Raw genomic sequence first — 24,107 nt, forward strand, 5'->3', positions numbered from 1 at the left:
TTCTGCCCCGGTAGGCTGAAGCGGTGACTACCCCAGACTTCACCGCCCCGGTCGAACTGCGCAGCGTCGTGAGCTCCGCCGACCGGATGCGTCGCGCCCTTCCTCTGATCATCATCACCTTCGTCGCCGCGTTCGTCGCCACCGCCGTCGTGACGACCTACCTGGTCGGGAAACTGTGGTTGGGCTGCATCCTCGGGGCGGTCCTCGGCGTCATCCTGTGCCGCATGTTCTTCGGCAACCTGAAGAACGCCTCGGACCGCGACAACCAGCGCCTGGTCCTCAGCCCGGACGGGATCCGCGCGACCGACGGCACCCTGACCACCCTGATGCGCTGGGGTGACGTGCGTGTCATCACCACCCCGAAGGGTGCGAACCGGGTGGGCATCGTCGGGGACGCCATGCTCACCCTCAACCCGGAGGGTGACCCGAAACTGGTCGAGCGGTACTCCGGGATGACGGAGGCACCGGAGGCGTTCCGTGGCGGCAGGCCGGTGCACGACAAGGACGGTGCCCTGTTCCCCGGCGACTTCGAGGCGTCCTGGCGACAGGGCGAGATCGGCTCCTGGCTGCGCCACTACCGTCCGGATCTCGGGGTGTGAGAGGTCTGGTGTGCGCGTTCCCGGTTGCAGTTCCGGGTGACCGTGGTAACACTGGAATGCATGACATCGTCTTCCATGCCAGCCCCTCTTCCGCCGTCGCTGCGCGGCATCGTGTCGGACTACATCGATGCCACGACCACAGCCGCTGCCACGACGACCGACGCTGCCCTGGTACTCGATGATGACGCGCACCTCATCTCCGCGCACCTGTCGGGTGAGTGGGACGACGATGACCGCGTGCACCGCGAGAAGGCGCACCAGACCATCGTCACTCTGCTGGACACCGCCTCCCCCGAAGACCTCTCAGCCGTGAGCACCGAGCTCGCCGGCGCCGCGGAGATCCTCATGACCCGGTAGTTCGGCGGGACGCCCGGGGGTCCCCGACGTAGACGTTCCGTGGTCGTCGTCATCTCGACCCGCTGTGACGTCCGGTGGCAGCGGCACGCTTTCTGTCTTCTACCCCTCGTCCAGAGCATCGACGGCTGTCGGGTCCCCCGTGACAGCCACTCCGACGCCCGTCTATTCTCCCCCCCCCGGCCCTCTGGCTGCGACCACCGGTACCGAGAAGAGGAAATCAGGTACCTGAATTCCGCGCCCACGTACTGGTGGCTGCATGAAGGAAGTCCGGTACCGGTAGCTGCGGAAAGGCTTCATGTCTGCGGCAGGCACAAATCGCCACTTTCGTGGCACGGAATCCCGGATTCGTGCCTGCCGCAGACATGCTGCACGGGTGGGGGCAGAGCAGACAGTGGCCCTGCCCCGTCACTCACACATTCGCGGCGGCGAAGCGGGTGCCGGGGCGCCGGTACACCGCCCAGGTCAAGAGGGCCATCAGCAGATACGCCCCCGCGAAGATCCAGAACGCGGTGTCGAAGCCACCGGTGGTGTTCTTCGACAGGTTCAGCACCTGCGGAATCGCGAAGCCACCGAAACCACCGACCGCGCCGATGTAGCCCAGGGCCGCGGCACTCTTGCGCTCATGCCCCACCGGATCATCGGACGCCACGGACAGTTCGAACACCGTCGGGATCATCCGGTACACCGACCCGTTGGCCAGCCCGGTCAGGGTGAACAGCAGCAGGAACAGCAGCAGGTAGCCGGAGAAGCTGATGCTGTCGAGCAACACCACGAGCACGCTGGTCACCACGGCCATGCACACGAACACCACGATGCTCACCCGCGCTCCACCGACACGGTCGGCGAGGCGTCCTCCATAGGGGCGCGCCAACGAACCGACCAGCGGACCGAGGAAGGCCAGGGTCAGCGTCGCCCCCACCACGGTAAAGGAGGAGAAGTCAGGGAACTGGGTCTTGATCAGGGTCGGGAACACCGAACCGAAGCCCATGAAGGAGCCGAAGGCGCCGACATAGAGGAAGGCGATGATCCACAGATGCTTCTCGCGCAGCGCCGAGAGCGAGCCCCGGATGTCATTTCGTGCCGAGGTGAGGTTGTGCATGTAGCGGCGGGCGCCCCACGCGGCCAGCAGGATCAGCGGGATCCAGATCAGGCCGGCCATCGGCAGCGCCGGGTCGAAAGCACCGAAGGCGAACACGGACACAGCCACCGGAATGACCAGCTGGGCGACGGCCACGCCGAGGTTGCCGCCGGCGGCGTTCACACCGAGTGCGGCCCCCTTCTCGGCCTTCGGGTAGAAGAAGGTGATGTTGGACATGGAGCTGGCGAAGTTGCCGCCACCGAGTCCGGCCGTCGCCGCGATGACGAACAGCACCCACACCGGCGGATTGTCGGCGAAGAGCACCAGGGTCGTTGCGACGGTGGGGATGAGCAGCAGCAGAGCCGAGATCACCGTCCAGTTGCGTCCGCCGAAGATGGGGACGGTGAAGCTGTAGGGGATGCGCATCGTCGCACCGACGAGCGGCGGCAGGGAGACCAGCCAGAACTGCTGGGAGCTGGTGATGTCGATGCCTGCCTGCGGCAGCATGATGACGGTCACCGACCACATCTGCCACACGGCGAAGCCGAGGAACTCGCAGAAGACGGACCAGATGAGGTTCTGTCGGGCGGTCGCTCGCCCGGGGCCGTTCCAGAACGCCGGATCCTCGGGGGTCCAGTTGGTGATCCAGCGTCCCTCCTTCATCTCGAGGTGGGGTTCAGGCGGGCTGTGGACGGGGGCGGTGACGGTCACGGAAGGGCTCCTCACGGTCTCGGTCAGGTAGGGACTCCCCCAGATATAGGCAGTCCGGACCACCCGGGGAAACTCGGAAACAGGAACTTCACGTGGCGGCCCCCAGGTGTCGGCGATCGCACATCGGCGCAGGTGACGGGGTGTGGCGTCCTCACAGGAGACGGAAGGACGCCGTGAGTTCCTGTTCCCAGTCGTGTAACGCGCACCAGACGAACCGGCAATACAACGGGCTTAGCGTCCCTGATCATGACCGGAACAACTGTGGACACCGTCTGCGGGTACTGTGGCGTCGGCTGCGGGCTCACCCTCACGAGCGACGACCATGGCGTCATCTCCGCGAAGGGCACCGCCGACCACCCCGCCAACCGTGGCCGCCTGTGCACCAAAGGCACGACGACCGCCGACCTGCTGAATTCCGGAGGACGCCAGACCGCGGCCCTCGTCGACGGAGAGGAGACACCGGTGGACGCCGCGGTGGCCGAGGTCGCCGCCCGCTTCACCGCCCTGCGCGAGGACCACGGGGACGACGCCGTGGCGCTGTACGTCTCCGGACAGATGTCGACCGAGGCGCAGTACCTGGCGAACAAGCTGGCCAAGGGGTATTTCCGCACGAACCTCATCGAGTCGAACTCGCGCCTGTGCATGGCGTCTGCGGCGACGGGTTACAAGCAGTCGCTCGGCGCGGACGGCCCGCCCGGTTCCTATGACGACCTCGACCACGCCGATGTCTTCCTCGTCACCGGGGCGAACATGGCCGACTGCCACCCGATCCTCTTCCTACGGATGATGGACCGGGTGAAGCAGGGGGCGAAACTCATTGTCGTGGACCCGCGGCGTACGGCGACGGCGAAAAAGGCGGACCTGTTCCTCCAGGTCAGGCCGGGCACGGACATGGCGCTGCTCAACGGACTACTGCGGCTGATCATGGACAACGGCGACACCGACGAAGATTTCATCGCCGAGTTCACCGAGGGCTGGGAGGTCATGGCCGACCATCTCGCCGACTACCCGGTCGAGACCGTCGCGGAAATCACCGGGGTAGACGCGGCCGATCTGGAGCAGGCGGCGTCCTGGATCGGTGGGACGCGGAAGCTCGTCAGCCTGTGGACGATGGGGCTGAACCAGTCGATCCACGGCACCTGGCACACCACCGCACTGTGCAACCTGCACCTGGCGACCGGCGCGATCTGCCGTCCCGGGGCGGGCCCGTTCTCGCTGACCGGCCAGCCGAATGCGATGGGTGGACGCGAGATGGGCTACATGGGCCCCGGCCTGCCCGGCCAGCGCACGGTGCTGGACGCCGACCAGCGCGCAGAGGTCGAACAGATCTGGGATCTGCCCGCCGGGACGCTGCACGACCGGTGCGGTTCCGGGACCGTGGACCTGTTCCGCGACCTGGCCGACGAGGACGGAACGGTCAAGGCACTGTGGGTGATCTGCTCGAACCCGGCGTCCTCCATGGCGAACGGGAACGCGGTCGCCGAGGCGCTGGATGCCGCGGACTGCGTCGTCGTGCAGGACGCCTACGCCGGCACCGCCACCGCCGGGCACGCCGACATCGTGCTGCCCGCCGCCCTGTGGTCCGAGGCGGACGGGGTGATGGTGAACTCCGAGCGCAACCTCACGCTCACCTCTCCTCTGCTGGACGCCCCGGGCGACGCCCTGCCGGACTGGGAACTGATCTGCCGGGTCGCACGTGCCATGGGCTTCGCCGGTTTCGACTTCGCCTCCGCGTCCGAGGTCTTCGACGAGATCCGCCGGTTCCACAATCCGAGGACGGGCTGGGACCTGCGGGGAGTCGACCATGGACGGCTGCGGCAGGGGCCGGTGCAGTGGCCGGCCGCGCCAGAGTCTGAGAGCCGGAATCCGGTGCGCTATCTCAATGACGGGGTCAGCCAGGAGCTGTTCGTCACCGACGACGGCGACATCCCCCGCCTTGCCTTCCCCACCCCGACCCGGCGCGCCCGCTTCCACGCCCGCCCGTGGCTGCCGCCCGCCGAGACTCCGGACGACGAGTTCCCGCTGGTCCTGACCACCGGGCGGTTGCCGCACCAGTGGCACACGATGACAAAGACCGGGCGGGTGAAGAAGCTGATGAAGCTCAACCCGTCGAGTTTCGTGCAGATCAATCCGGTGGACGCCGAGGGCCTCGGTGCGGCGGACGGTGATCCGGTCGAGGTCCGTTCCCGACGCGGTGCGGTGACCGCTCGCGCGCTGGTCAGTCCGGATATCGTGCCCGGCACCTGCTTCATCCCCATGCACTACGCGGACACCCCGGTCAACGAGGTGACCAGTGACGCCGTGGATCCCGAGTCCCTGCAGCCCGAGTTCAAGGCGTGTGCGGTGTCGGTGACTGCTGTTCCCGATGCGCCCGCTGTTCCCGCTGGCGGAGCCGCCGAGGAGAATACTGTGCCCCATCTGCCCGACCTGCCTGCAGTGCTCGCCGCCGCCCCGACCGCCGACTGGACGGTCGCCGAACGTGCCTGGCTCGACGGCATGGTCCACGCCCTCACTCTCGCCCCTCCGACGGACGCGGTCCCCACCGTCCCGCCCCATGCGCCGCTGGCGGAGCCGCACCGGGCGTGGGTCGACGGGGTGCTCTCCGGACTGTTCGCCCGGGTGCCGCTGGCAACGTCGCCTGCTCCCGCCGCTGCACCGGAGGCACAGCCTGACCAGCCGCCGGTGACCGTGGTCTGGGCCTCCCAGACCGGCACCGTCGAGGAGTACGTCCCCGATCTCGTGGCCGCGCTCACGGCGTCCGGCATCCCGGCGCAGGAACGGTGCGCGGACAGTGTCACCCCGGCCGAACTGACGGGCACGGTGCTGTTCGTCGTGGCGTCCACCGGTGACGGCGAGGCCCCGGACAACGCCACCGCCCTCTGGGACTCTCTTTCCGGGCAGTCTGACCTGCCGGAACTGGCTGATCTGTGTTACTCGGTCCTCGGCTTCGGAGACTCCTCCTACGCCGACTTCTGCGGCTTCGCCCGCCGTCTCGACGAGCGGCTCACCGGCCTCGGTGCACAGCAGCTCGCCCCGCGCGGTTCCTGCGAACCCGATTTCGAGGACGCCGCGGCCGCCTGGCTCGCCGCCGTCTCCGAGGAGCTGGGCGAGGAGACTGCCGAGGACGCCACTGACGCGGCCGCTGACGTGGCCGCTGACGCCGCCTCAGCACCTGCATCCCCCACCGCATCCACCTGGTCCCGTAACAACCCGCTACCCACCCGACTACTGGAATCCACCCGACTGACCAGTGGCGACCCGGTCTCCACCGGCCGCGAGGTCCGCCGCTACGCCTTCGAGCTGCCCGCCGACACACTCACCTACTCCGCCGGCGACGCCCTGGGCGTCTGGCCCCGCAACCGGCCCGCCGTCGTCGAGGAGTTCCTCGCGCGCACCGGACTCAACGCGTCCGCCGGCGACGACCTCATCGAGACCCTCACCGGGGAACTCGACATCACCGCGATCACCCCGGCGGTGCTGCGACTCATCCATGCCCAGCACCCCGGGGTCCGGTCTCGGCTCCCTCACCGACGATCCCGCGGCTCTGCGTGAATACGCCCACGGCCGGCAGTTGTGCGACGTCCTGGCGTCCTACCCGGTGACAGTGCCGGCCGAGGAGTGGGTGGAAACGCTGTCACCGCTGCGTCCGCGGCTGTACTCGATTTCCTCGTCGCCGCGGAGTGATCCGGGGCGGGTGGAGATCACCGTCTCGACTGTGGGTTTCAAGAGCACGGAAGGCCACCGGCGTCGCGGTGTGAGTTCCGGGTGGCTCGCTGACCTGGCATCCGGCGACGAGGTGCGGCTGTTCATCTCCCCGAACCGGAGCTTCGGGCCGCCCGAGCAGGCCGACGCACCGATGATCATGATCGGCCCCGGCACCGGCATCGCCCCGTTCCGTGGGTTTCTCCAGGATCGACGGCAGACCGGCGCAACCGGCGAGAACTGGTTGTTCTACGGCGAGCGGCACGAGGCGACGGACTTCCTCTACCGCGAAGAGCTCAACAGTCTGCGCAGTGACGGGACGCTGACCCGGCTGTCCACCGCCTTCTCCCGCGACACATCCGAGCGGGTGTACGTGCAGGACCGGATGCGGCGTCATGCCAGGGAGCTGTGGGAGTGGATCGGGCGCGGCGCGCACCTCTACGTCTGCGGGGACGCCGCCCGGATGGCCACCGATGTCGACCGGACGCTGCGGCAGATCGTCGCCGAGCAGGGTGCGATGGGCGAGGCGGAGGCCGGTGAGTTCGTCGCCCGGCTCTCGGCGGAGAAGCGGTACGTGCGTGACGTGTACTGAATGCGTCCTGTCGCTTGCTGATGCGCGCGGAGCGCTGCCCGGATTCCGCCTGCCCGGTCCGGTTGCTCCGATTGCGCCTATTCAGTTATTCAGTAACTCCCGGAGTGATCCGCCCGTCGCTGGACATAAAACAACCCCGGCAGTGCCGGTAACACGACCAGAGTTGCCCGAACACAAAGTGCTCGACCTCTCCGGTTCAGGCTCTTACCTGAACCATCCGAGGATGTCGGTCGCGATCCTGGTTACCCCGCCGACCACTGCGATCCACCTGTGGATCCGGCCGGCAGGGTGTTTCTTGTCGTGACAGGGCTGATCGTCCGGAGCGCCGCCGGATAGCGGATCCCTCCATGACAACCACCCGGCCCCGTCAGTGCCCCGTCAGTGCCCCGTCAGTGCCCGGTCAGTGCCCGGTCAGTGCCCGGTCAGTGCCCGGTCAGTGCCCGGTCAGTGCCCGGTCGCTGCCCTGCCACTGCCCTACCGCTGCCCTACCGCTGCAGCTACCAGAATCGATGTGGCTTGACTGTCGCTACCAGCACCGAGAGGAGGAAATCAGGTACCTGACTTCCGCGCCACGGTACTGGTGGCTGCACAGGAGAAGGCTCGGTACCGGTAGCTGCATGAGGAGCACGGCGCTGCCGGACCATTCACCCGTTCGTCGGAGCTTCACGACTGCGGCAGGCACGGATCACGACTTTTGTGGCACGGAACCCCCGGATTCGTGCCTGACGCAGATCTGCTGCACCGGCGTGGCGGGGTGAGGGCCAGACGCACCCCGAACACTGTTCCGGTCGCAGACCACCACACACCTGGTGTCCGGAAGTAGTGGCGAGGAGTCGGTCCACCTCCACGGGTGTACGGAAGTAGTGGTGAGAGGTCGTTATCAGGTACCTGACTACAGCCCCTCGCCACTACTTCCGTACATGGGGTGGACCATGGGCACAGGCGGCGGAACAGGGACGGGGAACAGAGAGACACGGCGGTACGAGCTCAGAGGGCGCCGCAGCGCCCACATTTCCTCCGGGGACGCCGTGTTTCGTGGACGTGTCCGAGTTCCACCACCGGCACCCTCACCGTGAACCGACCGTAAAACAGTGCGCTCACCAGTGTCGATGTCTTCAAGAGAGCCTTAACGTTCGCATCATGACCACAACGACTGCAGCACCCCACACCGTCATCGTCGGCTTCGGCATGGTCGGCCACCGCACCGTCACCGAGATCCTCGACCGCGACCCGTCCGCCCGTGTCACCGTGATCTCCGGCGAGAAATGCCACGCCTACGACCGCGTCGCCCTCTCCAGCTACGTCTCCTCCTGGGACCGCTCCCTCCTCGAGATGTCCGACCTGCCGGAGCACGTTGACGTCGTGCACGCGCAGGCCACCGGCATCGACCGGGACGCCCGCACCGTCACCTGTGACGACGGCGCCGGCGGACAGCCCACCGTCCGCTACGACCACCTCGTCCTCGCCACCGGCTCCTACGCCTGGGTCCCTCCGGTCCCCGGCCACGACCTGCCCGGCTGCACGGTCTACCGCACCCTCGACGACCTCGACGACATCCGACGCATCGTCGAGGACGCCCGTTCCGTCGGTCGCGAGCCCGTCGGTGCCGTCATCGGCGGTGGCCTGCTCGGCCTGGAGGCCGCCAACGCCCTCAAGCTCCTCGGCGCGAAGGCCCACATCATCGAGCGTTCCCCGCGTCTGATGCCCATCCAGGTGGACGCTGACGGTGGCGTCCTGCTGGCGGAGAAGGTCCGCGAGCTCGGCGTGGAGGTCCACGTCGACACCGGCACCGACCTCATCGCCGAATCGGCGGAGAGGGACAACCTCACCCTCACCCTCTCCTCCCCCGTCCCCGCTCCCGGCGAGCCCGCCCCGGAGAACCCGACCATCAGCGAGCTCACCGTCGATGTCGTCGTCTTCGCCACCGGCGTCCGCCCGATCGACGCCCTGGCGGACTCCGCCACCCCGGAACCGCTGCCCAAGGCACCGCGCGGCGGCATCCTCACTGACCGTCTGTGCCAGACGGAAGACCCGCACATCAGCGCCGTCGGTGAGTGCGCCGCGGTCGACGGGGTCTGCTACGGACTCGTCGCCCCCGGCTATACCACCGCGGAGATCGTCGCCGACCGCCTGACCGGCCGCAACGCCACCGCCTTCGAAGATCCGGACATGTCCACGAAGCTCAAGCTGCTCGGGGTGGACGTCGCCAGCTTCGGTGACGCCCACGCCACCACCGAGGGCGCACGTCCGCTGACCGTCAATGACCCGGTCAACGGCACCTACGGCAAGCTCGTGATGGACCGCACCGGCTCCACGCTCCTCGGTGGCGTCCTCGTCGGTGACGCCCAGGCGTACGCGATGCTGCGTCCGATGGTCGGCGAGGACCTGCCGAACCCGATGTCCTTCCTCACCCCGGCCGACGGGGACGCCCCGGGTGGGACAGCCGCCGGCGTCAGCGCTCTGCCGGACGCCGCCCAGATCTGCTCCTGCAACGCCGTGACCAAGGGCGATATCCGCGAGGCGATCACCGACGGCGCCTGCTCCGTGGCGGATCTGAAGACCTGCACCCGGGCGGGCACCAGCTGCGGTTCGTGTGTCGGACTGCTGGGTCAGCTGCTGGACGCCGAGGGCGTGGAGCAGGACAAGTCCCTGTGCGCCCACTTCCGGCAGTCCCGCGAGGAACTCTTCCAGTGCGCCGCCGCCACCCGGATCCGGGACTTCCCCCGGTTCATCCGCCGCTTCGGCACCGGCCACGGCTGCGAGATATGCAAGCCGACGATGGCGTCCATCTTCGCCACCCTCGACACCTCCCACCACGTCCTCGACGACGGACACGCCGCCCTGCAGGACTCGAACGACCGCTTCCTCGCCAACATCCAGCGCAACGGCTCCTACTCGGTCGTCCCGCGGATGCCCGGCGGCCAGGTCACCCCGGAGCAGCTCATCGTCGTCGGTGAAATCGCCCGCGACTTCGACCTCTACGTAAAGGTCACCGGCGCCCAGCGCATCGACATGTTCGGCGCCCGCGTCGACCAGCTCCCGGACATCTGGCGCAGGCTGGTGGACGCCGGCATGGAGTCCGGCCAGGCCTACGGCAAGTCACTGCGCGCGGTGAAGAGCTGCGTGGGCACCGACTGGTGCCGCTACGGCCAGCAGGACTCGGTGCGTCTCGCCGTGGACCTGGAGCTGCGCTACCGGGGTCTGCGCAGTCCGCACAAGCTGAAGATGGGCGTCTCCGGGTGTGCCCGCGAGTGCGCGGAAGCCCGTGGCAAGGACATCGGTGTCATCGCCACGGAGCACGGCTGGAACCTCTACGTCGCCGGCAACGGTGGCGCGACACCGCGGCACGCCGAACTGCTGGCCGCGGACCTCGACGAGGAGACCCTGATCAGCTACATCGACCGGTTCCTCGGTTTCTACGTCCGCACCGCCGACCGCCTGCAGCGCACCGCGGCGTGGGTGGAGGCGACCGAGGGCGGGCTCGACCACATCCGTGAGGTGGTCTGCGAGGACTCCCTCGGCATCGCCGCGGACCTGGAGGAGTTCATGGCCCGTCACGTCGAGGACTACACCGACGAATGGGCCGCCGTCCTCGAGGACCCGGAGAAGCTGCGTCGCTTCGTCTCCTTCGTCAACGCCCCCGAATCCCCCGACCCGACCATCCGGTTCGGTGAGCAGGACGGCCGCAAGGTCCCCCTGCCGTTGCCCGGCATCCGTACCGCATCCACATCGACATCCACCGCGACCCCTACCACCGCTGCCTGAGGAGGCACCCGTCATGACTGTCACCACCGCTGCCCACACCTTCACCGTCTGCCGCGCCGACCAGCTCGAAGACAACCTCGGGGCCGGCGTCCTGCTGCCCGACGGCACCCAGATCGCTCTGTTCCGCGTCCCCACCGGCGAACCCGACCGCGCCGGACGCATGCCCGACTCGACCGTTTTCGCGGTCTCCAACATCGACCCGTACTCCGGGGCAGCGGTGATCTCCCGTGGCATCGTCGGCGAGGTCGACGGCGAGCCGACTGTGGCGTCCCCGCTGCTCAAGCAGCGTTTCAGCCTGACCGACGGGCATTCCCTGGAGGACGCCGACCACCGCCTCGCGGTCTATCCGGTGGAGGCCACCGGGGACAAGATCCTCGTGCACTGCTGAATCTCACACACCCTGCATTTCGGGTGTGCGGAAAATGACCCCGCCCCGTAGTCGAGGGGACAGTGACCCGAAATCCGGTGTTCCTACGGTCATAGATGACGATCCACCCCGATGACCACGGAGGAACACCATGACTGCTCTGATGACCGGACTCGATGTCCGCGACCGACTTGTCGTTCTCGTCGGCGGCGGTGACGTGACAGCCCGCCGCGCCGCCCGGCTGCGGGACGCCGGCGCGGTGCTGCGCATCGTGGCCCCGCGACTCTCCGACAACATGGTCGGGCTGCTCGACAGTCTCGCCGAGGAGCGCGACAGCACGGGACGCGTCCCCGCAGTCACCTGGATTCCGCGCCGGTACCGCGAGTCCGACCTCGACGGCGCCTGGCTGGTCCACACCGCCACCGGCGTTGACCTGGTGGACGCCGAGGTCGCCGAGGCCGCCGACCGGCTGCGCATCTGGTGCGTGGATGCCGGTCACGCCACGGAGGGCTCCGCCCGGCTGGCCGCCCAGGCCACCGAGGATGAGGTCACCGTCGGTGTGGTCTCCACCGGTGCGCCGGACCCGCGGCGTGTGGTGAAGGTCCGTGACCGGATCCAGGAGATGCTGGACACCGGTGAGCTGCCCACCACCCCGGTGCGTTCCGGCACCGGACGCGTCGTGCTGCTCGGCGGTGGCCCCGGGCCCCGCGACCTGATGACCGTCCGCGCCCAGCGCGTCCTGCAGTCCGCGGACGTCATCGTGCACGACCGGTTGGGGCCGACGGGTTTCCCGGGCTGGATCAGCGACCGGGTGGAGATCGTCGACGTCGGCAAGGCGCCGGGGCGACATCCGGTCCCGCAGGAGGAGATCAACCGGATCATCGTCGACCGGGCGGCACGGGGTCTGACGGTCGCCCGGCTCAAGGGCGGCGACAGCTTCGTCTTCGGACGCGGCGGCGAGGAGATCCTGGCCTGCCGGGCCGCCGGTGTGCCGGTGGACGTGGTGCCCGGGGTATCGTCGGTCATCGCTGCGCCGCAATCGGCGGGGGTACCGCTGACACACCGTGGCACGGCGGATACGGTACATATCGTGAACGGTCACCGACTTCCCGGCCCCGCGACGCTGGAGGCACTCCACGACGACGCCACCACCGTGGTCGTCCTCATGGGCACCTCGATGCTGCCGTCGTTCGCGGCCGCGGCCCTGGACGCCGGCGTCACCCCGGAGCGTCCGGTGGCTGTGGTGGAGCGCGCCCACCGTGCTGACCAGCGTTGCGTCCGCGGTACGCTCGGCACCATCGGTGACGTCGCGACGGCGGAGGGAGTGCGCAATCCGGCGGTGATCGTCATCGGCGAGACCGCCCGCGAGGGCCTGCTGGACACCGCAACCGTCGACGCCGCCGGTACTGCCGACGAGGTGGCGGTATGAGCGGCGCGCGTCAGCTCTCCCACGCCCTCGACGGCTGCCACATCCTGCTCCCGGTGGACCGTCGCTCCGGTGAACTTTCCACCGCCCTGGAACGCCACGGCGCGGAGACCACCGTCGCCCCCTCGCTGACCATCACCCCGCACTTCGACGACGCCGAGCTGCTGGACGCCACCCACCGGATCATCGATGATCCGCCGGACATCGTGATCGTCACCACGGGTGTGGGTTTCCGCGGTTGGATGGACGCCACCGAACAGGACGGCTGCCAGGAGGAGCTCCTCGCGTCCCTGGGATCCGCCCAGATTCTGGTGCGTGGCCCGAAGGCCCGCGGCGCGGTCCAGGGCGTGGGGCTGGACATCGACTGGGTCGCCGAAAGCGAGACCTCCGCCGAGATCACCGAGTTTCTGCTGGCCGAGGGAGTGCGGGACGCCAAGGTGGTCATCCAGCACCACGGTGAGGGCGATCCGCTGATGGAGCAGATCCTCGAGGACGCCGGCGCCGAGGTCAGTGGTCTGGTGATCTACCGGTGGGGTCCGCCGCCGGACCCGGACCTCGTCGCCCGTACGACCGGCCTGGTCGCCGGCGGGGCGGTGGACGCGGTACTGTTCACCTCCGCCCCGGGTGCCCGCGCCTGGCTGAAGACCGCGGAACGCATCGGGACGCTGCCGGCGATCCACCAGCTCGCCGGCGAACGCACCATGTTCGGCGCGGTGGGCCCTATCACCGCAGCCCCGCTGCGTACCCGTGGTATCGACGTCATCGTCCCGGAGCGTTACCGGCTCGGTGCGCTGGTCCGTGAGACAGTGAACCAGCTGGCCGGCCCGGAGACGGCGACGGCCACGGCCTTCGGCCCGCTGCACATGCGTACCGGTGGTGCGCTGCTCGACGGCACCTTCCACGCCCTGGGACGCACCGGGTCAGATGTCCTGCGGATCCTGGCCGCCCGGCCGGGTCGGGTGAGATCCCGGGCGGAGATCGCCGAGGAACTGTCCTCCGGTGTGGTCGGCGGCAAGGCCGACGGCTGGGCCGACGGGCAGACCACCGAACGTGCCGTGGAGGTGGCGGTCGCACGGGTGCGCAGTGCCCTGGAGACCCCGGACCTGATCCAGACCGTCTACAAGCGCGGTTACCGCCTCGCCCTGGACGACGCCGACCTCGCTGCCATCCATTCGCGCGGGGCGTGAGGGTCGGCGCCGACTTTCGGTGCCTCACGCCCGCACACGGCGTCCCCCCCGCCCCCACGGGCTTCAGATCTGCGGCAGGCAAGAATTGCGGCAGCTGTGGCAGAGAAACGCGGATTTCTGAGTGCCGCAGACTTGCTGCACTTCTGTGCCCTCCCATGAGACCCGGAGCGACGCGCCGTGTGCGCCGCCTGTACCGCACACGTCTCCGGCCACTCCCCTGGTTCACCACCCCTCAACAACCCACCCGACACAAAACCGCCCACCTCGTGCACGAGGCACAGGAGCGGGCGGTGTGAAGCACCGGAGGCCGGACAATCATCCGGCCACGGCGGCAGACGCTGAATTACTCGGCGTTCTGACCGGACTTGAACGGGAAGCCGAGCTCGCGCAGCAGGGCGCGACCCTCGTCGTCGTTCGAGGCGGTGGTCACCACGGTGATGTTCATACCGCGGGGACGGTCGATGGAGTCGACGTCGATCTCGTAGAACATGGACTGCTCGGAGAGACCGAAGGTGTAGTTACCGTGGCCGTCGAACTGCTGGTCGGAGAGGCCACGGAAGTCGCGGATTCGCGGCAGGGCCACGGTCAGCAGACGGTCCAGGAACTCCCACATGCGGTCGCCACGCAGGGTGACGCGGGCGCCGATGGGCATACCCTCGCGGAGCTTGAAGTTCGAGATGGCCTTCTTGGCGGTGCGGATCTGCGGCTTCTGACCGGTGATGAGGGTCAGGTCCTTGATGGCGCCGTTGATCAGCTTGGAGTCGCGGGCAGCCTCGCCGACACCCATGTTCACGACGACCTTGGTCACGCCCGGGATGAGCATGACGTTCTCGAAGGAGAACTCGGTGTTGAGCGTGTCGCGGATCTCGGACTTGTAGCGGGCCTTGAGGCGCGGAGTGTAGTTCTCGCTCATTAGATGTCCTTCCCGTTACGGCGCGAGACGCGGATCTTCTTGCCGTCTTCGTCGAAGCGGTAGCCGACGCGGGTCGGGTTACCGTCGGAGTCGAGGACCATCACGTTGGAGACGTGGATCGGAGCCTCCTGGGTGACGATGCCCTCGGACTCGGCGCCACGCTCCGGAGCGGAGTTGACGACGTGCTTCTTGATGCGGTTGACACCCTCGACGAGGACCTTGTCGCGGGCCGGGTAGGCCTCGATGACGCGACCCTTGGCACCCTTGTCGGGGCCGGAGATGACGAGGACGTTGTCGCCCTTACGGATCTTCATGAGTTAGAGCACCTCCGGGGCGAGGGAAACGATGCGCATGAAGCGCTTGTCGCGCAGCTCGCGGGCCACCGGGCCGAAGATGCGGGTACCGCGCGGGTCGGTGTTGTCGGCGCCCTTGATGAGGACAGCTGCGTTCTCGTCGAACTTGATGTAGGAGCCGTCCGGACGACGGGTCTCCTTCTTGGTGCGGACGACGACGGCCTTGACGATGTCGCCGGCCTTCACCGCGCCACCGGGGGTGGCTTCCTTGACGGTGCCGACGACGATGTCACCGATGCCGCCGGAACGTCGGGTGGATCCGCCGAGCACGCGGATGACCAGGATTTCCCGGGCACCGGTGTTGTCGGCGACCCGCAGACGTGATTCCTGCTGGATCACTGGAGTCTCCTTGTAGACCTAGTAGTTCTGTGTGCGTGTGGATTTCCGTCCCGCACGCACCGGTCTGTGCCTGTATGCCGTCCGGTGGGCATGTCGCGTCCCGGAGGTCTCCGCCTCTTCCTGCAGTGGAAAGGGTCGGACACAACGGGCCGCGCCCGTAGGACCACAGGCAACCGCCCAAGTATGCCACCGGCGGTGGCGGAGTCCAAATATGCGGCGGGGCGGACGCTCCGGGATAACAGAGGACGCCGCCTCCCCACGAACTCCCCAGCCGCCGCCTCCGCCCGTGGTCTCCGCCTGTCGCCGTGCACAGTGGCGAACGACCACGCGCATCCAGAGGTGGTCCCCGTCACCGGGAGACATTTCTCACATCGCCGGCAACAGCATTCACCTTCGGGCAGAACACCGTCTCCACCAGGCATGCTCCGCCCGTGTGCCACTATTACTGCGGGGGCTGTCACCAAGTACCGGCCACCCCTGTTTTCACCCCTTGTGACGTATGTCACTCTGGTTTCTTCCCGTGACACGACTGTAACATCCGGGGAAACGTCGCGTTAACGTACCCTTGCCTGGGTTGCGGCGTTCCCCTCCCTTATTGACGTAAAGGACATGTCACATGACCATCAAGAAGAGCCTGCTCGCGGTTGCCACCGCTTCCGCCGTCGCCGTCGCCGGCGCCGGTGTCGCCAACGCCCAGAGCGATCCCGACACCCCCCAGCTTTCCGCTGAGGGCTCCCTCGACAACTTCGACCTGGGCGAGCAGCTCGGCGCCACCTTCGGTTCCGTCGACGGCAATGGCGAAGCGCAGCTCGGCCTGGCCATCGGTGCCCTCGGCGCCATCGTCTCGGCCGGCACCGCTGTCGCAGGCTCCATCACTCTCCTCCCGAAGATCGACGGTGCCATCAAGGACTTCCAGGAGTGGGCCAACCAGTACCTCCCCAACTGATCCCTCACGGAATCAGTCTCCGCAGCCTCACTGCGGACGCCCCGAAACCCCCGCGATACATCGCGGGGGTTCTCGCGTTTCTGTTACCGGGAGATGTCCCCTTCCGAACGTTTGTATGACGAGCTCCCGTCAGTCATGAAGAGCAGATTTCGTCGAGTTTCCCGGCGCAAAGTGACGGAGGAAATCTCGCCGCGACAGACAGGGAGGACGCGTCTAAGTTCCTTCTCGTCCGGCGGATCCACCGCCACCGGGAATAACGGCAGACGCCGCCCGGCCCAGTGACCAGAAGGATCACAGACATGACCATCAAGAAGAGCCTGCTCGCAGTCGCCACCGCTTCCACTGTCGCCGTCGCCGGAGCCGGAGTCGCCAACGCCGCCCCGGACAACGCCGGCGAGCTGCCGACCGAAGGTAACGGTTCGTCCGTCAGCTCGCTCGAAGGCGCTGACCTCGGCGGCCAGCTCGCCGCCGCCTTCGGTTCCAGCGACGACCAGGGCGTCTTCAACCTCCCGCAGGCGGTCAGCGCACTTATCGCTGTGGGCGCCACCGGTGCAGCTGTTGCCGGGGCCATTTCGGTCCTCCCGTCGATCTACTCCGCCACGAAGGACTTCCAGGCCTACGTCGACGAGTTCACCGCCGACACCCAGGCCTTCATCAACTCCTTCACGGGCTAAACCCTTCACAGCCTCCGCACCGCTAAGCCCCGACCTCACGCAGGTCGGTGCTTCTGTCTGTTCACCGTCATTCTTCTCGGCGGTTCATGACCAAGGGTCCCCGAATCCCCGGGGATCCGCTCACGTTCCGGACCCGGTATTCACCGTGACCGCTTCCCGCCTATGTGGTCGTCACCGGTTGCCCGTCGGGGATTCATGCCCACCACGAAGCCTTCCGTCATGTCCCGACAATCCCGCCAGGCCGTTCACACACCGAGACACCTCCGCACCCTGAGAAGCCGAGGTCGGGCGCGCAAACGGCCTCGCCCACGACACGCCCCACGACACACGCCCACTACACGCCCACTACACGCCCAGGCGCCCTTACCCGGCTGAGCAGAGCTTTCCTGACGGAGCCTCTCTGTTGCGCCTCTCCAGAAGATCACCACAGTCAACTGTGTGAAGTCCACCCTCGACAACCACCCCCGGTTCTCACCCGGACACTCGACAGTTCCGACCGCGACGTCACATCTTTTCCCCCAGCTTTGATCAGCCGGACCAAATAGGACTGGTTCTGTGGACAGGCAACACACGGTCGGTTACCGTGGAGCGCGGACCTCACATCCACACCTCTCCCAGGAGTTCTCCAATGACCCTCAAGAAGACCCTCTTCACCGTCGGCACCGCCACCGCCGTCGCCATCGCCGGTACCGGTGTCGCCGCCGCACAGGACGACGACACTGCCGCCAGCGCCGATCTCAGCTCCGGCTCCAGCGAAAGCACCGGCGGTGAGGACACCCCCGACTCCTCCGCCCCGACCGCCGGCTCCGCCGAGCTGTCCGCCAACCGCGACGTCTTCGGTTCCATCACCGGCGCTGACGTCCTCGGTTCCTACACCGGCGACCAGATCGACTACGAGAAGACCCTCGCCGCCCTGGCCTCCATCGCCGGTGGCGCAGCCTCCGTCGCCGCCATCGCCGGTGCCTACAACGCCGTGATCGACGCCTCCGATGCCTACCAGGGCGTCGTCAACGACACCCTCGGCTTCCTCGCCCAGCAGGGCATCACCCTGCCGAACTAAGGCAGCAGCCGCGTCCTCGTCGACGCACCCCACCCCACCGTTGAGGTCCACAGAAGAAAGCCCCGGCTCAGACCGGGGCTTTTCCGTTGGCCCCGGCGCACACCCCTGACCCTCACGAACCGCAACAGAGGTACACCATGAAGATGAAGAAGACTCTCCTCGCACTGAGCACCACCGCTGTCGTCGCGATCGGCGGTGCCGGCATCGCCGCAGCCGACGAGCCCGCCGGAGACACCCCCACCGGCTCCATCACCAACCTCCCTTCCGGGGACGCCGCCGGCAGCCTCGAGTCCTTCGCCGGCGCAGCCAAGAGCATCTCCGGCATCCTCAAGGCCGTCAACACTCTCATCACGGCCGGCGGCAATGTCGAGAACGTCGTCTCCGACACCCAGGACTTCCTGGGCGCCACCGGCAACTGACAGACCAACTGACCGCATCCGCTCCACGAGGTCCACGGATGCGGGCGCCCCGGCCACCCGGCCGGGGTTTCGTTGTATCGGCCCCTCCGTTGCACCCGAAACAACACGAACGTAAGGTTAACCTGTCCTGCAGCCGACGAAAGGTCCCGACGCACCCATGACCACCGGTACAACTACCGGGGCAGCCCACGGCAACCCACCCGGAATGCCCGGCACGAAAGCCGGACGCCGCGGTGCCCCGTCAGCCACGGCGTCCCTGCGACGCCGACGACTGATCGGGCTCATCGGACTGACCGTCCTGCTGGTGATCGGATTCGTCCTCAGCCTCGCCTTCGGCTCGCGCAACATCCCCATGGACGACCTCTGGGGACTGCTCAGGCAGGTGCCCGGAGCCATCGGCAACCACGACATCGACAACACCGACCTCCAGGTCATCGTCGAGTACCGCTGGCCCCGCACCCTCATCGGCATCATCGTCGGAGCCGCCCTCGGCGTCGCCGGTGCCCTGATCCAGGGCCACACGCGCAACCCGCTGGCCGACCCCGGCATCCTCGGTATCGCCTCCGGTGCCGCCCTCGCCGTGGTGATCTCGTTCGCGCTGTTCAACGTCTCCGGCACCTGGGCCACCTCACTCTGGGCCTTCGGTGGTGCCTGTATCGCCACCGCCGCCGTCTTCGCCCTGGCGTCCGTCTCCGGCGGCAACGTCAATCCGATGACACTCATCCTCGGTGGTGCGGCGATGAACGCCGTGCTCCAGGCGATCATCTCCGCCTTCGTGCTCACCGACTCGAACAACCTCGACCGGATGCGCTTCTGGACCGTCGGTTCCATCGCCGGCCGCGACATGTCCATCTTCTGGACCGCGCTGCCCGTGATCCTCATCGGCCTGCTGCTGGCCTTCATGACCGGGCCGACACTCAACCTGCTCAACCTCGGTGACGACGTCGCCACCGCCCTGGGGGTGAACACCGGACGCGCCCGCATTGTCGGGATGGTCATCATCGCCCTGCTCGCCGCCGCGGCCACCGCCGCCGCCGGCCCCATCAGCTTCCTCGGCCTGGTGATCCCGCACCTCGTGCGAAGCCTCACCGGCCCCGACTACCGGTGGATCCTCCCCTACTCCGCCCTCGGTGGCGCGGTCCTGCTGATCTACGCAGACATCCTCGGCCGCGTCATCACACGCCCCGGCGAACTCGAGGTCGGTATCGTCCTCGCCTTCGTCGGCGCCCCGATCTTCATCTGGATGCTGACCCGACGCAAGGTGGTGGAACTGTGAGTATCCCGAACACGACACCGGGCACCGCACAGGACACAGCACAGGACACAGCACAGGACGACCTGCGCATCGACCGCCAACGTCGGCGCGGTGTCTACCGCTACGTCTCCGGCGCCAAGGTCGCCGCCCGACCCGCGTTCCGTATCGGCCCGATCTCCACGGTGTGGCGTCCCCGCCAGTTCTTCGCCACCATCGCGATGGTCGTGGTGCTGTTCGTCCTCGCCGCCGTCTCCCTCGGTCTCGGCGACTACCCGATCAGCCCGGTGCGCGTCGCCGAGATCCTCCTGACCAACGGCGGCTCCCGCATCGAGCACCTCGTCATCTTCGACTGGCGCATGCCCAGGACGCTGACCGCCGTCCTCGTCGGCTCCGCCCTCGGCATCTCCGGTGCACTGACCCAGTCCGTGACCCGGAACCCGCTGGCCAGCCCAGACATACTGGGTATCACCACCGGCGCCTCCGCCGCGGCGGTGACCGTCATCGTCCTCGGCGGCGGCTCCACCGGCATCGTGGGGTGGCTCTCCGACGTGGGCATCCCCGTGGCGTCCCTCATCGGCGCATTCCTCACCGGTGCCGTGATATGGGTGCTCGCCTACCGCCGTGGCGTGGACCCGTTCCGCCTGGTGCTGGCCGGTATCGTCATCTCCGCGCTGCTCTCCGCGTTCATCAACTTCCTCATGACACGGGCGAACATCGACGACGCCGCGTCCGCCCAGATGTGGCTCGCCGGCTCGCTGAACTCCGCCGACTGGTCACGCGTCCGGCCCGTGCTCGTGGTCGTCGTGCTGCTCAGCCCGCTGTTCGTCTGGATCACCTTCCAGCTGTTCGCCAACGTCCTCGGCCCCGACGTGGCCAAGGGACTCGGCCAGAACGTGACGATCGTCCAGGCACTGCTGCTGGTCCTGTCCGTCATCCTCGCCGCCATGGCCGTCGCCGCGGCCGGCCCGATCGGCTTCGTCGCCTTCGTCTCCCCGCAGGTCGCCCGGTTGATCTGCGGCCGAGACACGCCACCGATCATCGCGTCCGGCCTGTTCGGTGCCATGCTGCTGCTCGCCGCCGACATCATCACCCAGTCCTGGCTGCCCGTCGAACTGCCCGTGGGCCTGCTCACCTCCGCCGTGGGTGGCCTGTTCCTCATCTACCTGCTCATCAAGACGAACCGGAAGACCACGACCTCATGACGAACCCCGCCTCCGCACACGACCACTCCATCTCCGCCACCAACCTGCGTGTCGGCTACACCCCGGACCGGGCCGTCATCTCCGACCTGTCGCTGAAGATCCCCGGCGGGCAGGTCACCACCATCATCGGCCCCAACGGCTGCGGCAAGTCCACCCTGCTGCGCGCCGTCGGACGCCTCATCCCCTCCCAGGGCGGCGACGTCCACCTCGGGAACACCGACATCGGAGGGATGAAGCGCAAGGACATCGCCAAAACCATCGGCGTCCTTCCGCAGTCGCCGATCGCCCCACCCGGGTTGATCGTCTCCGACCTGGTCTCACGGGGACGCCACCCCCACCAGTCGTGGATCCGTCAGTGGTCCTCCTCCGATGAGGAGGAGGTCAACGCCGCCCTGGAGATGACCGACGTCCTCGACCTGGCCGACCGCCCGGTGGACTCCCTGTCCGGTGGTCAGCGCCAGCGCGTGTGGATCTCCATGGTTCTCGCCCAGCACACCGAGGTGCTCTTCCTCGATGAGCCGACGACCTACCTCGACCTCGCGCACTCCATCGAGGTGCTCGATCTCGTCAACCGGCTGCGACGCGACCTCGACCGCACCGTGGTCATGGTGCTCCACGACCTCAACCTGGCGATCCGCTACTCCGACAACCTCGTCGTCATGCGCGACGGCGATCTCATCGCCACCGGCACGCCCGAGGCGATCATCACCTCCGAACTGCTCAAGGATGTCTTCGAGCTGGACGCCACCGTGATCGAGGACCCGGTGGTCGGTGGTCCACTCATCGTGCCGAACGACCCCTACGACATCAAAGGCAAGAAGGTGCAGAACTAACCCATGACCACGCTCCCCGCATCCGCTGTCACATCCACTGAACTGCTCACCCACCCGAACCGGCCTGAGAGCGGGACCGGGCGCCTGGTGCGCGTCACCGTCTCGGCGGTGTCCGAGATCGCGCCGAATCTGCGGCGGCTGACGCTGCGTGGTCCCGGGCTTGCGTCGCTGGAGCTGACCGGACCGGACGAGTACTTCGGGCTGCTCATGCCGGCGCCGGGTTCGACTGTGCCGGAGCTGGAGGCGGACGGTATGAACATCCGCGCGGCCGTCGCCGCACTGGAGGAGTCTGAGCGGCCGGAGCTGCGCTGGTACACCGTGCGGCACTTCCGGCAGGACGCCGGGGTGGACACCAGCTCCGGTGACGCCGTCGGTGAGATCGATGTCGACGTGGTGATGCATGACGACAACCCGGGCCCCGGTGCACTGTGGGTGGCTGCTGCCTCGGTCGGGGACGAGGCGGCGATCTGGCTGTGCAACGGGATCTGGATCCGGCATGCCTCGCGTCCCCTGTTCGTGGCGGACGCCTCGGCGGTGCCCGCGCTCCGGGCCGTGTTGGAGTTCACCGAGGACCACCACCCCGATGACCTGGTAAAATACCACGTCCGGGTGATCGCCCACTCCCCCGAGGAGCTGGAACCGGGGCTGGCTGAGGAGTGGACTGAACGGGTGGGGTCGCTGTCCATCCTCTATGTCGCGCCCGGGCTTGAAGCTGAGGCGATCTGTGATGCGCTGCGTCGTGAACGCGACGCCGGGCATCCCGCCGCGTCCCCCGAGTACCTGTGGGCATCCGGCGAGGCGGGGATGACGAAGGCCGTGCGCAAGATGGCCGTCGACGAGTGGGACGTGGACCGTGACTTCGCCGACTGGGTGGCCTACTGGATCGAGGGCCGGCCGCGTCCGTAGATACATCATCGCGGACACACGACCCGACTGGTTGGTCTCCGGCGCTCAGAACAACCTGTCGGGTCGTCCCTGCGTTCTTCTACGCCCTCCATACGCCAGGTCGGGCGCAGTGGGTTGATCTCGTCGTCTGATTCCACCCCTGAGAGCCCGACCCGGCGCGCCGCCCGGTGCAGAACCTAGTGCCCCGCCAGCTCCCGCCAGTGTGTCGCCGTGAGCTCGTCGTCGATGACGGTCCGCTTTCCCGCCAGCACACCGAGCACACCCATGAGCGCCGCGATGAGCGCCAGGACGATGAGGATCCCGTCCCACGACCCGACCTGCTCATGGACCACACCCAGCACGAACGGCCCGAGCCCGGCGAGGAAGTACCCCAGCGGCTGGACGAAACCGGACAGTCGTGCGGTCACCAGCGGTGTCCTCGACCGGGCCGGAATCAGGGCGATGGCCGTCGGGAAGCAGCAGCCGCCGATGCCCAGCAGCACCGCCCACAGCAGCGGCACCGTCCCCGGCGCCAGCCACAGCCCCACATAACCCAGCCCTGTCAGCACGGCGAAAACCGCCGGGACAGGACGCAGGTCCGTCACCCTCGCGATGATGCCCGGCATCAGCAGCCCACCGACGATGTTCAGCGCACCGATGACACTCAGTCCGATGGACGCGGTGGATGAGCTGACACCGTTGTCCGTGTAGATCTTCGGTAGCCAGCCCATCTGGATGTAGGCGTTCATCGCCTGCAGCCCGAAGAACAGCATGAGGAACCGCGCGGTCGGCGACCGCCAGAGGGAGGTCTCGCGCAGTCGACGGGCGGTCTCGGCATCCTCCTCTGTGGCGGAGGTCGGCCCTGCACCGGGGATGTCGAGCCCGGTCCGCGGCACCACGAACGCCCAGACCAGCACCTGCGCCACGGCGAGGATGACCCAGATGAACAGTGCCCATTTCCAGGCGTTCTCCCCGGAGAACCACATCGCCGAGAGCGGGCCGAGTGCGCCGGACGCGCCGAGCCCGGCGGAGTAGAGCGTCATGAGGACGACGGCGTGGCGTCCGCCATGGCTCTTGATCCACGCCGGCAGCAGTACGTTGCCGAGCGCGATGCCGCCGACCACACAGGCCGTGAGCACCAGGAACACCGCGACATCACCGACCCAGGGGCGGACGGCGAGGCCGAAGAGTGTCAGCAGCATCCCGCCGAACAGGGCGCGGCTCAGGCCGACGCGCGTGGCCAGCGGGACGGCGGCCAGACCCATGATGCCGAAGAAGACGCCGGGCATCGCGGTGATCGCACCGGCGAGCGAGCCGGACGCCCCGAACGCGTCGAGCACGTCATCGAGGACCGGGCCGAGCGACGCGATGCCGGTGCGCAGATTGAGCGCCGCGACGGTGACGGCGAGGAGGAGGAACAGCAGAGAGAGGTTCTTGCGCACCA

The 24,107-nt window shown here is 67.9% G+C and carries 19 protein-coding genes and 1 pseudogene; 15 read left to right on the forward strand and 5 right to left on the reverse strand.

What is annotated here, in order from left to right; all coding sequences use genetic code 11:
• Positions 1 to 23 precede the first annotated feature (23 nt).
• Both ACZ9GM_RS09240 and ACZ9GM_RS09245 read left to right on the forward strand, forming a co-directional pair.
• On the forward strand, positions 24 to 599 hold the full coding sequence (locus ACZ9GM_RS09240) for a hypothetical protein (protein ID WP_476037704.1): 576 nt from the start codon (positions 24 to 26) through the stop codon (positions 597 to 599).
• A 75-nt stretch (positions 600 to 674) separates the two neighbouring features.
• The gene (locus ACZ9GM_RS09245; RefSeq protein ID WP_291474118.1) at positions 675 to 956 is read left to right on the forward strand and encodes a hypothetical protein; all 282 of its coding nucleotides are present in this window, start codon (positions 675 to 677) and stop codon (positions 954 to 956) included.
• A 409-nt stretch (positions 957 to 1,365) separates the two neighbouring features.
• Here ACZ9GM_RS09245 and ACZ9GM_RS09250 read toward each other — a convergent pair whose 3' ends face one another.
• Positions 1,366 to 2,745 carry an MFS transporter gene (locus tag ACZ9GM_RS09250; protein ID WP_291474119.1) on the reverse strand — a complete coding sequence of 460 codons (1,380 nt, stop codon included), beginning with the start codon at positions 2,743 to 2,745 and terminating at the stop codon, positions 1,366 to 1,368.
• A gap of 246 nt (positions 2,746 to 2,991) precedes the next feature.
• Between ACZ9GM_RS09250 and ACZ9GM_RS09255 the strand changes: the two are divergent.
• The 5 genes and pseudogenes from ACZ9GM_RS09255 to ACZ9GM_RS09275 all read left to right on the forward strand — a co-directional run bounded on the left by ACZ9GM_RS09255 (position 2,992) and on the right by ACZ9GM_RS09275 (position 13,784).
• Positions 2,992 to 7,039, forward strand: a pseudogene (locus ACZ9GM_RS09255) (molybdopterin-dependent oxidoreductase).
• Positions 7,040 to 8,179: 1,140 nt separating this feature from the next.
• The gene (nirB, locus tag ACZ9GM_RS09260) at positions 8,180 to 10,804 is read left to right on the forward strand and encodes a nitrite reductase large subunit NirB (protein WP_476037705.1); all 2,625 of its coding nucleotides are present in this window, start codon (positions 8,180 to 8,182) and stop codon (positions 10,802 to 10,804) included.
• Positions 10,805 to 10,817: 13 nt separating this feature from the next.
• On the forward strand, positions 10,818 to 11,192 hold the full coding sequence (gene nirD, locus ACZ9GM_RS09265; RefSeq protein ID WP_291474122.1) for a nitrite reductase small subunit NirD: 375 nt from the start codon (positions 10,818 to 10,820) through the stop codon (positions 11,190 to 11,192).
• Positions 11,193 to 11,322: 130 nt separating this feature from the next.
• On the forward strand, positions 11,323 to 12,600 hold the full coding sequence (gene cobA, locus ACZ9GM_RS09270; RefSeq protein ID WP_476037706.1) for a uroporphyrinogen-III C-methyltransferase: 1,278 nt from the start codon (positions 11,323 to 11,325) through the stop codon (positions 12,598 to 12,600).
• Positions 12,597 to 13,784: a uroporphyrinogen-III synthase gene (locus ACZ9GM_RS09275; protein ID WP_291474124.1), complete on the forward strand. Its 1,188-nt coding sequence runs from the start codon at positions 12,597 to 12,599 to the stop codon at positions 13,782 to 13,784. Before cobA ends, ACZ9GM_RS09275 begins: the two co-directional genes overlap by 4 nt.
• Before the next feature lie 343 nt (positions 13,785 to 14,127).
• Here the strand turns inward: ACZ9GM_RS09275 and rplE are convergent, their stop codons facing one another.
• Genes rplE through rplN form a run of 3 tightly spaced genes read right to left on the reverse strand, consistent with a single transcriptional unit; the run spans position 14,128 to position 15,389 of the window.
• Positions 14,128 to 14,697, reverse strand: coding sequence for a 50S ribosomal protein L5 (rplE, locus tag ACZ9GM_RS09280; RefSeq protein WP_291474125.1), 570 nt, complete (start codon positions 14,695 to 14,697; stop codon positions 14,128 to 14,130).
• Positions 14,697 to 15,011, reverse strand: a complete 315-nt coding sequence (gene rplX, locus ACZ9GM_RS09285) for a 50S ribosomal protein L24 (protein WP_291474126.1) — start codon at positions 15,009 to 15,011, stop codon at positions 14,697 to 14,699. Before rplX ends, rplE begins: the two co-directional genes overlap by 1 nt.
• Positions 15,012 to 15,014: 3 nt before the next feature.
• Positions 15,015 to 15,389, reverse strand: coding sequence for a 50S ribosomal protein L14 (rplN, locus tag ACZ9GM_RS09290; protein ID WP_014010870.1), 375 nt, complete (start codon positions 15,387 to 15,389; stop codon positions 15,015 to 15,017).
• Between the two features lie 616 nt (positions 15,390 to 16,005).
• Here rplN and ACZ9GM_RS09295 point away from each other — a divergent pair.
• From ACZ9GM_RS09295 to ACZ9GM_RS09330, 8 genes are all read left to right on the forward strand, one after another.
• Positions 16,006 to 16,335 (forward strand): hypothetical protein, encoded by a 330-nt coding sequence (locus ACZ9GM_RS09295; protein ID WP_291474127.1) that lies wholly within the window; start codon positions 16,006 to 16,008, stop codon positions 16,333 to 16,335.
• Between the two features lie 299 nt (positions 16,336 to 16,634).
• Complete coding sequence (locus ACZ9GM_RS09300) at positions 16,635 to 17,009, forward strand: hypothetical protein (protein ID WP_291474128.1); 375 nt, start codon at positions 16,635 to 16,637, stop codon at positions 17,007 to 17,009.
• A gap of 628 nt (positions 17,010 to 17,637) precedes the next feature.
• Positions 17,638 to 18,069 (forward strand): hypothetical protein, encoded by a 432-nt coding sequence (locus tag ACZ9GM_RS09305; RefSeq protein ID WP_291474129.1) that lies wholly within the window; start codon positions 17,638 to 17,640, stop codon positions 18,067 to 18,069.
• 143 nt (positions 18,070 to 18,212) lie between these two features.
• Positions 18,213 to 18,488, forward strand: coding sequence for a hypothetical protein (locus ACZ9GM_RS09310; protein WP_291474130.1), 276 nt, complete (start codon positions 18,213 to 18,215; stop codon positions 18,486 to 18,488).
• Positions 18,489 to 18,645: 157 nt separating this feature from the next.
• Positions 18,646 to 19,764 (forward strand): FecCD family ABC transporter permease, encoded by a 1,119-nt coding sequence (locus ACZ9GM_RS09315; protein WP_476037707.1) that lies wholly within the window; start codon positions 18,646 to 18,648, stop codon positions 19,762 to 19,764.
• 68 nt (positions 19,765 to 19,832) lie between these two features.
• Positions 19,833 to 20,945 carry a FecCD family ABC transporter permease gene (locus ACZ9GM_RS09320; RefSeq protein ID WP_291474161.1) on the forward strand — a complete coding sequence of 371 codons (1,113 nt, stop codon included), beginning with the start codon at positions 19,833 to 19,835 and terminating at the stop codon, positions 20,943 to 20,945.
• Positions 20,942 to 21,778 carry an ABC transporter ATP-binding protein gene (locus ACZ9GM_RS09325; RefSeq protein WP_291474131.1) on the forward strand — a complete coding sequence of 279 codons (837 nt, stop codon included), beginning with the start codon at positions 20,942 to 20,944 and terminating at the stop codon, positions 21,776 to 21,778. Before ACZ9GM_RS09320 ends, ACZ9GM_RS09325 begins: the two co-directional genes overlap by 4 nt.
• Positions 21,779 to 21,781: 3 nt before the next feature.
• The gene (locus ACZ9GM_RS09330) at positions 21,782 to 22,684 is read left to right on the forward strand and encodes a siderophore-interacting protein (RefSeq protein WP_291474132.1); all 903 of its coding nucleotides are present in this window, start codon (positions 21,782 to 21,784) and stop codon (positions 22,682 to 22,684) included.
• Between the two features lie 176 nt (positions 22,685 to 22,860).
• Here the strand turns inward: ACZ9GM_RS09330 and ACZ9GM_RS09335 are convergent, their stop codons facing one another.
• Complete coding sequence (locus tag ACZ9GM_RS09335) at positions 22,861 to 24,105, reverse strand: MFS transporter (protein ID WP_291474133.1); 1,245 nt, start codon at positions 24,103 to 24,105, stop codon at positions 22,861 to 22,863.
• Positions 24,106 to 24,107: the final 2 nt, after the last annotated feature.

The sequence above is a fragment of the Corynebacterium sp. UD i78 genome (assembly GCF_056280545.1).

Bases quoted from the DNA above. Each gene is read 5' to 3' on its own strand.
- ACZ9GM_RS09245 (WP_291474118.1), top strand. From the start codon at position 675: ATGCCAGCCCCTCTTCCGCCGTCGCTGCGCGGCATCGTGTCGGACTAC.
- nirB (WP_476037705.1), top strand. From the start codon at position 8,180: ATGACCACAACGACTGCAGCACCCCACACCGTCATCGTCGGCTTCGGC.
- nirD (WP_291474122.1), top strand. From the start codon at position 10,818: ATGACTGTCACCACCGCTGCCCACACCTTCACCGTCTGCCGCGCCGAC.
- cobA (WP_476037706.1), top strand. From the start codon at position 11,323: ATGACTGCTCTGATGACCGGACTCGATGTCCGCGACCGACTTGTCGTT.
- ACZ9GM_RS09275 (WP_291474124.1), top strand. From the start codon at position 12,597: ATGAGCGGCGCGCGTCAGCTCTCCCACGCCCTCGACGGCTGCCACATC.
- rplE (WP_291474125.1), bottom strand. From the start codon at position 14,697: ATGAGCGAGAACTACACTCCGCGCCTCAAGGCCCGCTACAAGTCCGAG.
- rplX (WP_291474126.1), bottom strand. From the start codon at position 15,011: ATGAAGATCCGTAAGGGCGACAACGTCCTCGTCATCTCCGGCCCCGAC.
- ACZ9GM_RS09295 (WP_291474127.1), top strand. From the start codon at position 16,006: ATGACCATCAAGAAGAGCCTGCTCGCGGTTGCCACCGCTTCCGCCGTC.
- ACZ9GM_RS09300 (WP_291474128.1), top strand. From the start codon at position 16,635: ATGACCATCAAGAAGAGCCTGCTCGCAGTCGCCACCGCTTCCACTGTC.
- ACZ9GM_RS09305 (WP_291474129.1), top strand. From the start codon at position 17,638: ATGACCCTCAAGAAGACCCTCTTCACCGTCGGCACCGCCACCGCCGTC.
- ACZ9GM_RS09310 (WP_291474130.1), top strand. From the start codon at position 18,213: ATGAAGAAGACTCTCCTCGCACTGAGCACCACCGCTGTCGTCGCGATC.
- ACZ9GM_RS09315 (WP_476037707.1), top strand. From the start codon at position 18,646: ATGACCACCGGTACAACTACCGGGGCAGCCCACGGCAACCCACCCGGA.
- ACZ9GM_RS09325 (WP_291474131.1), top strand. From the start codon at position 20,942: ATGACGAACCCCGCCTCCGCACACGACCACTCCATCTCCGCCACCAAC.
- ACZ9GM_RS09330 (WP_291474132.1), top strand. From the start codon at position 21,782: ATGACCACGCTCCCCGCATCCGCTGTCACATCCACTGAACTGCTCACC.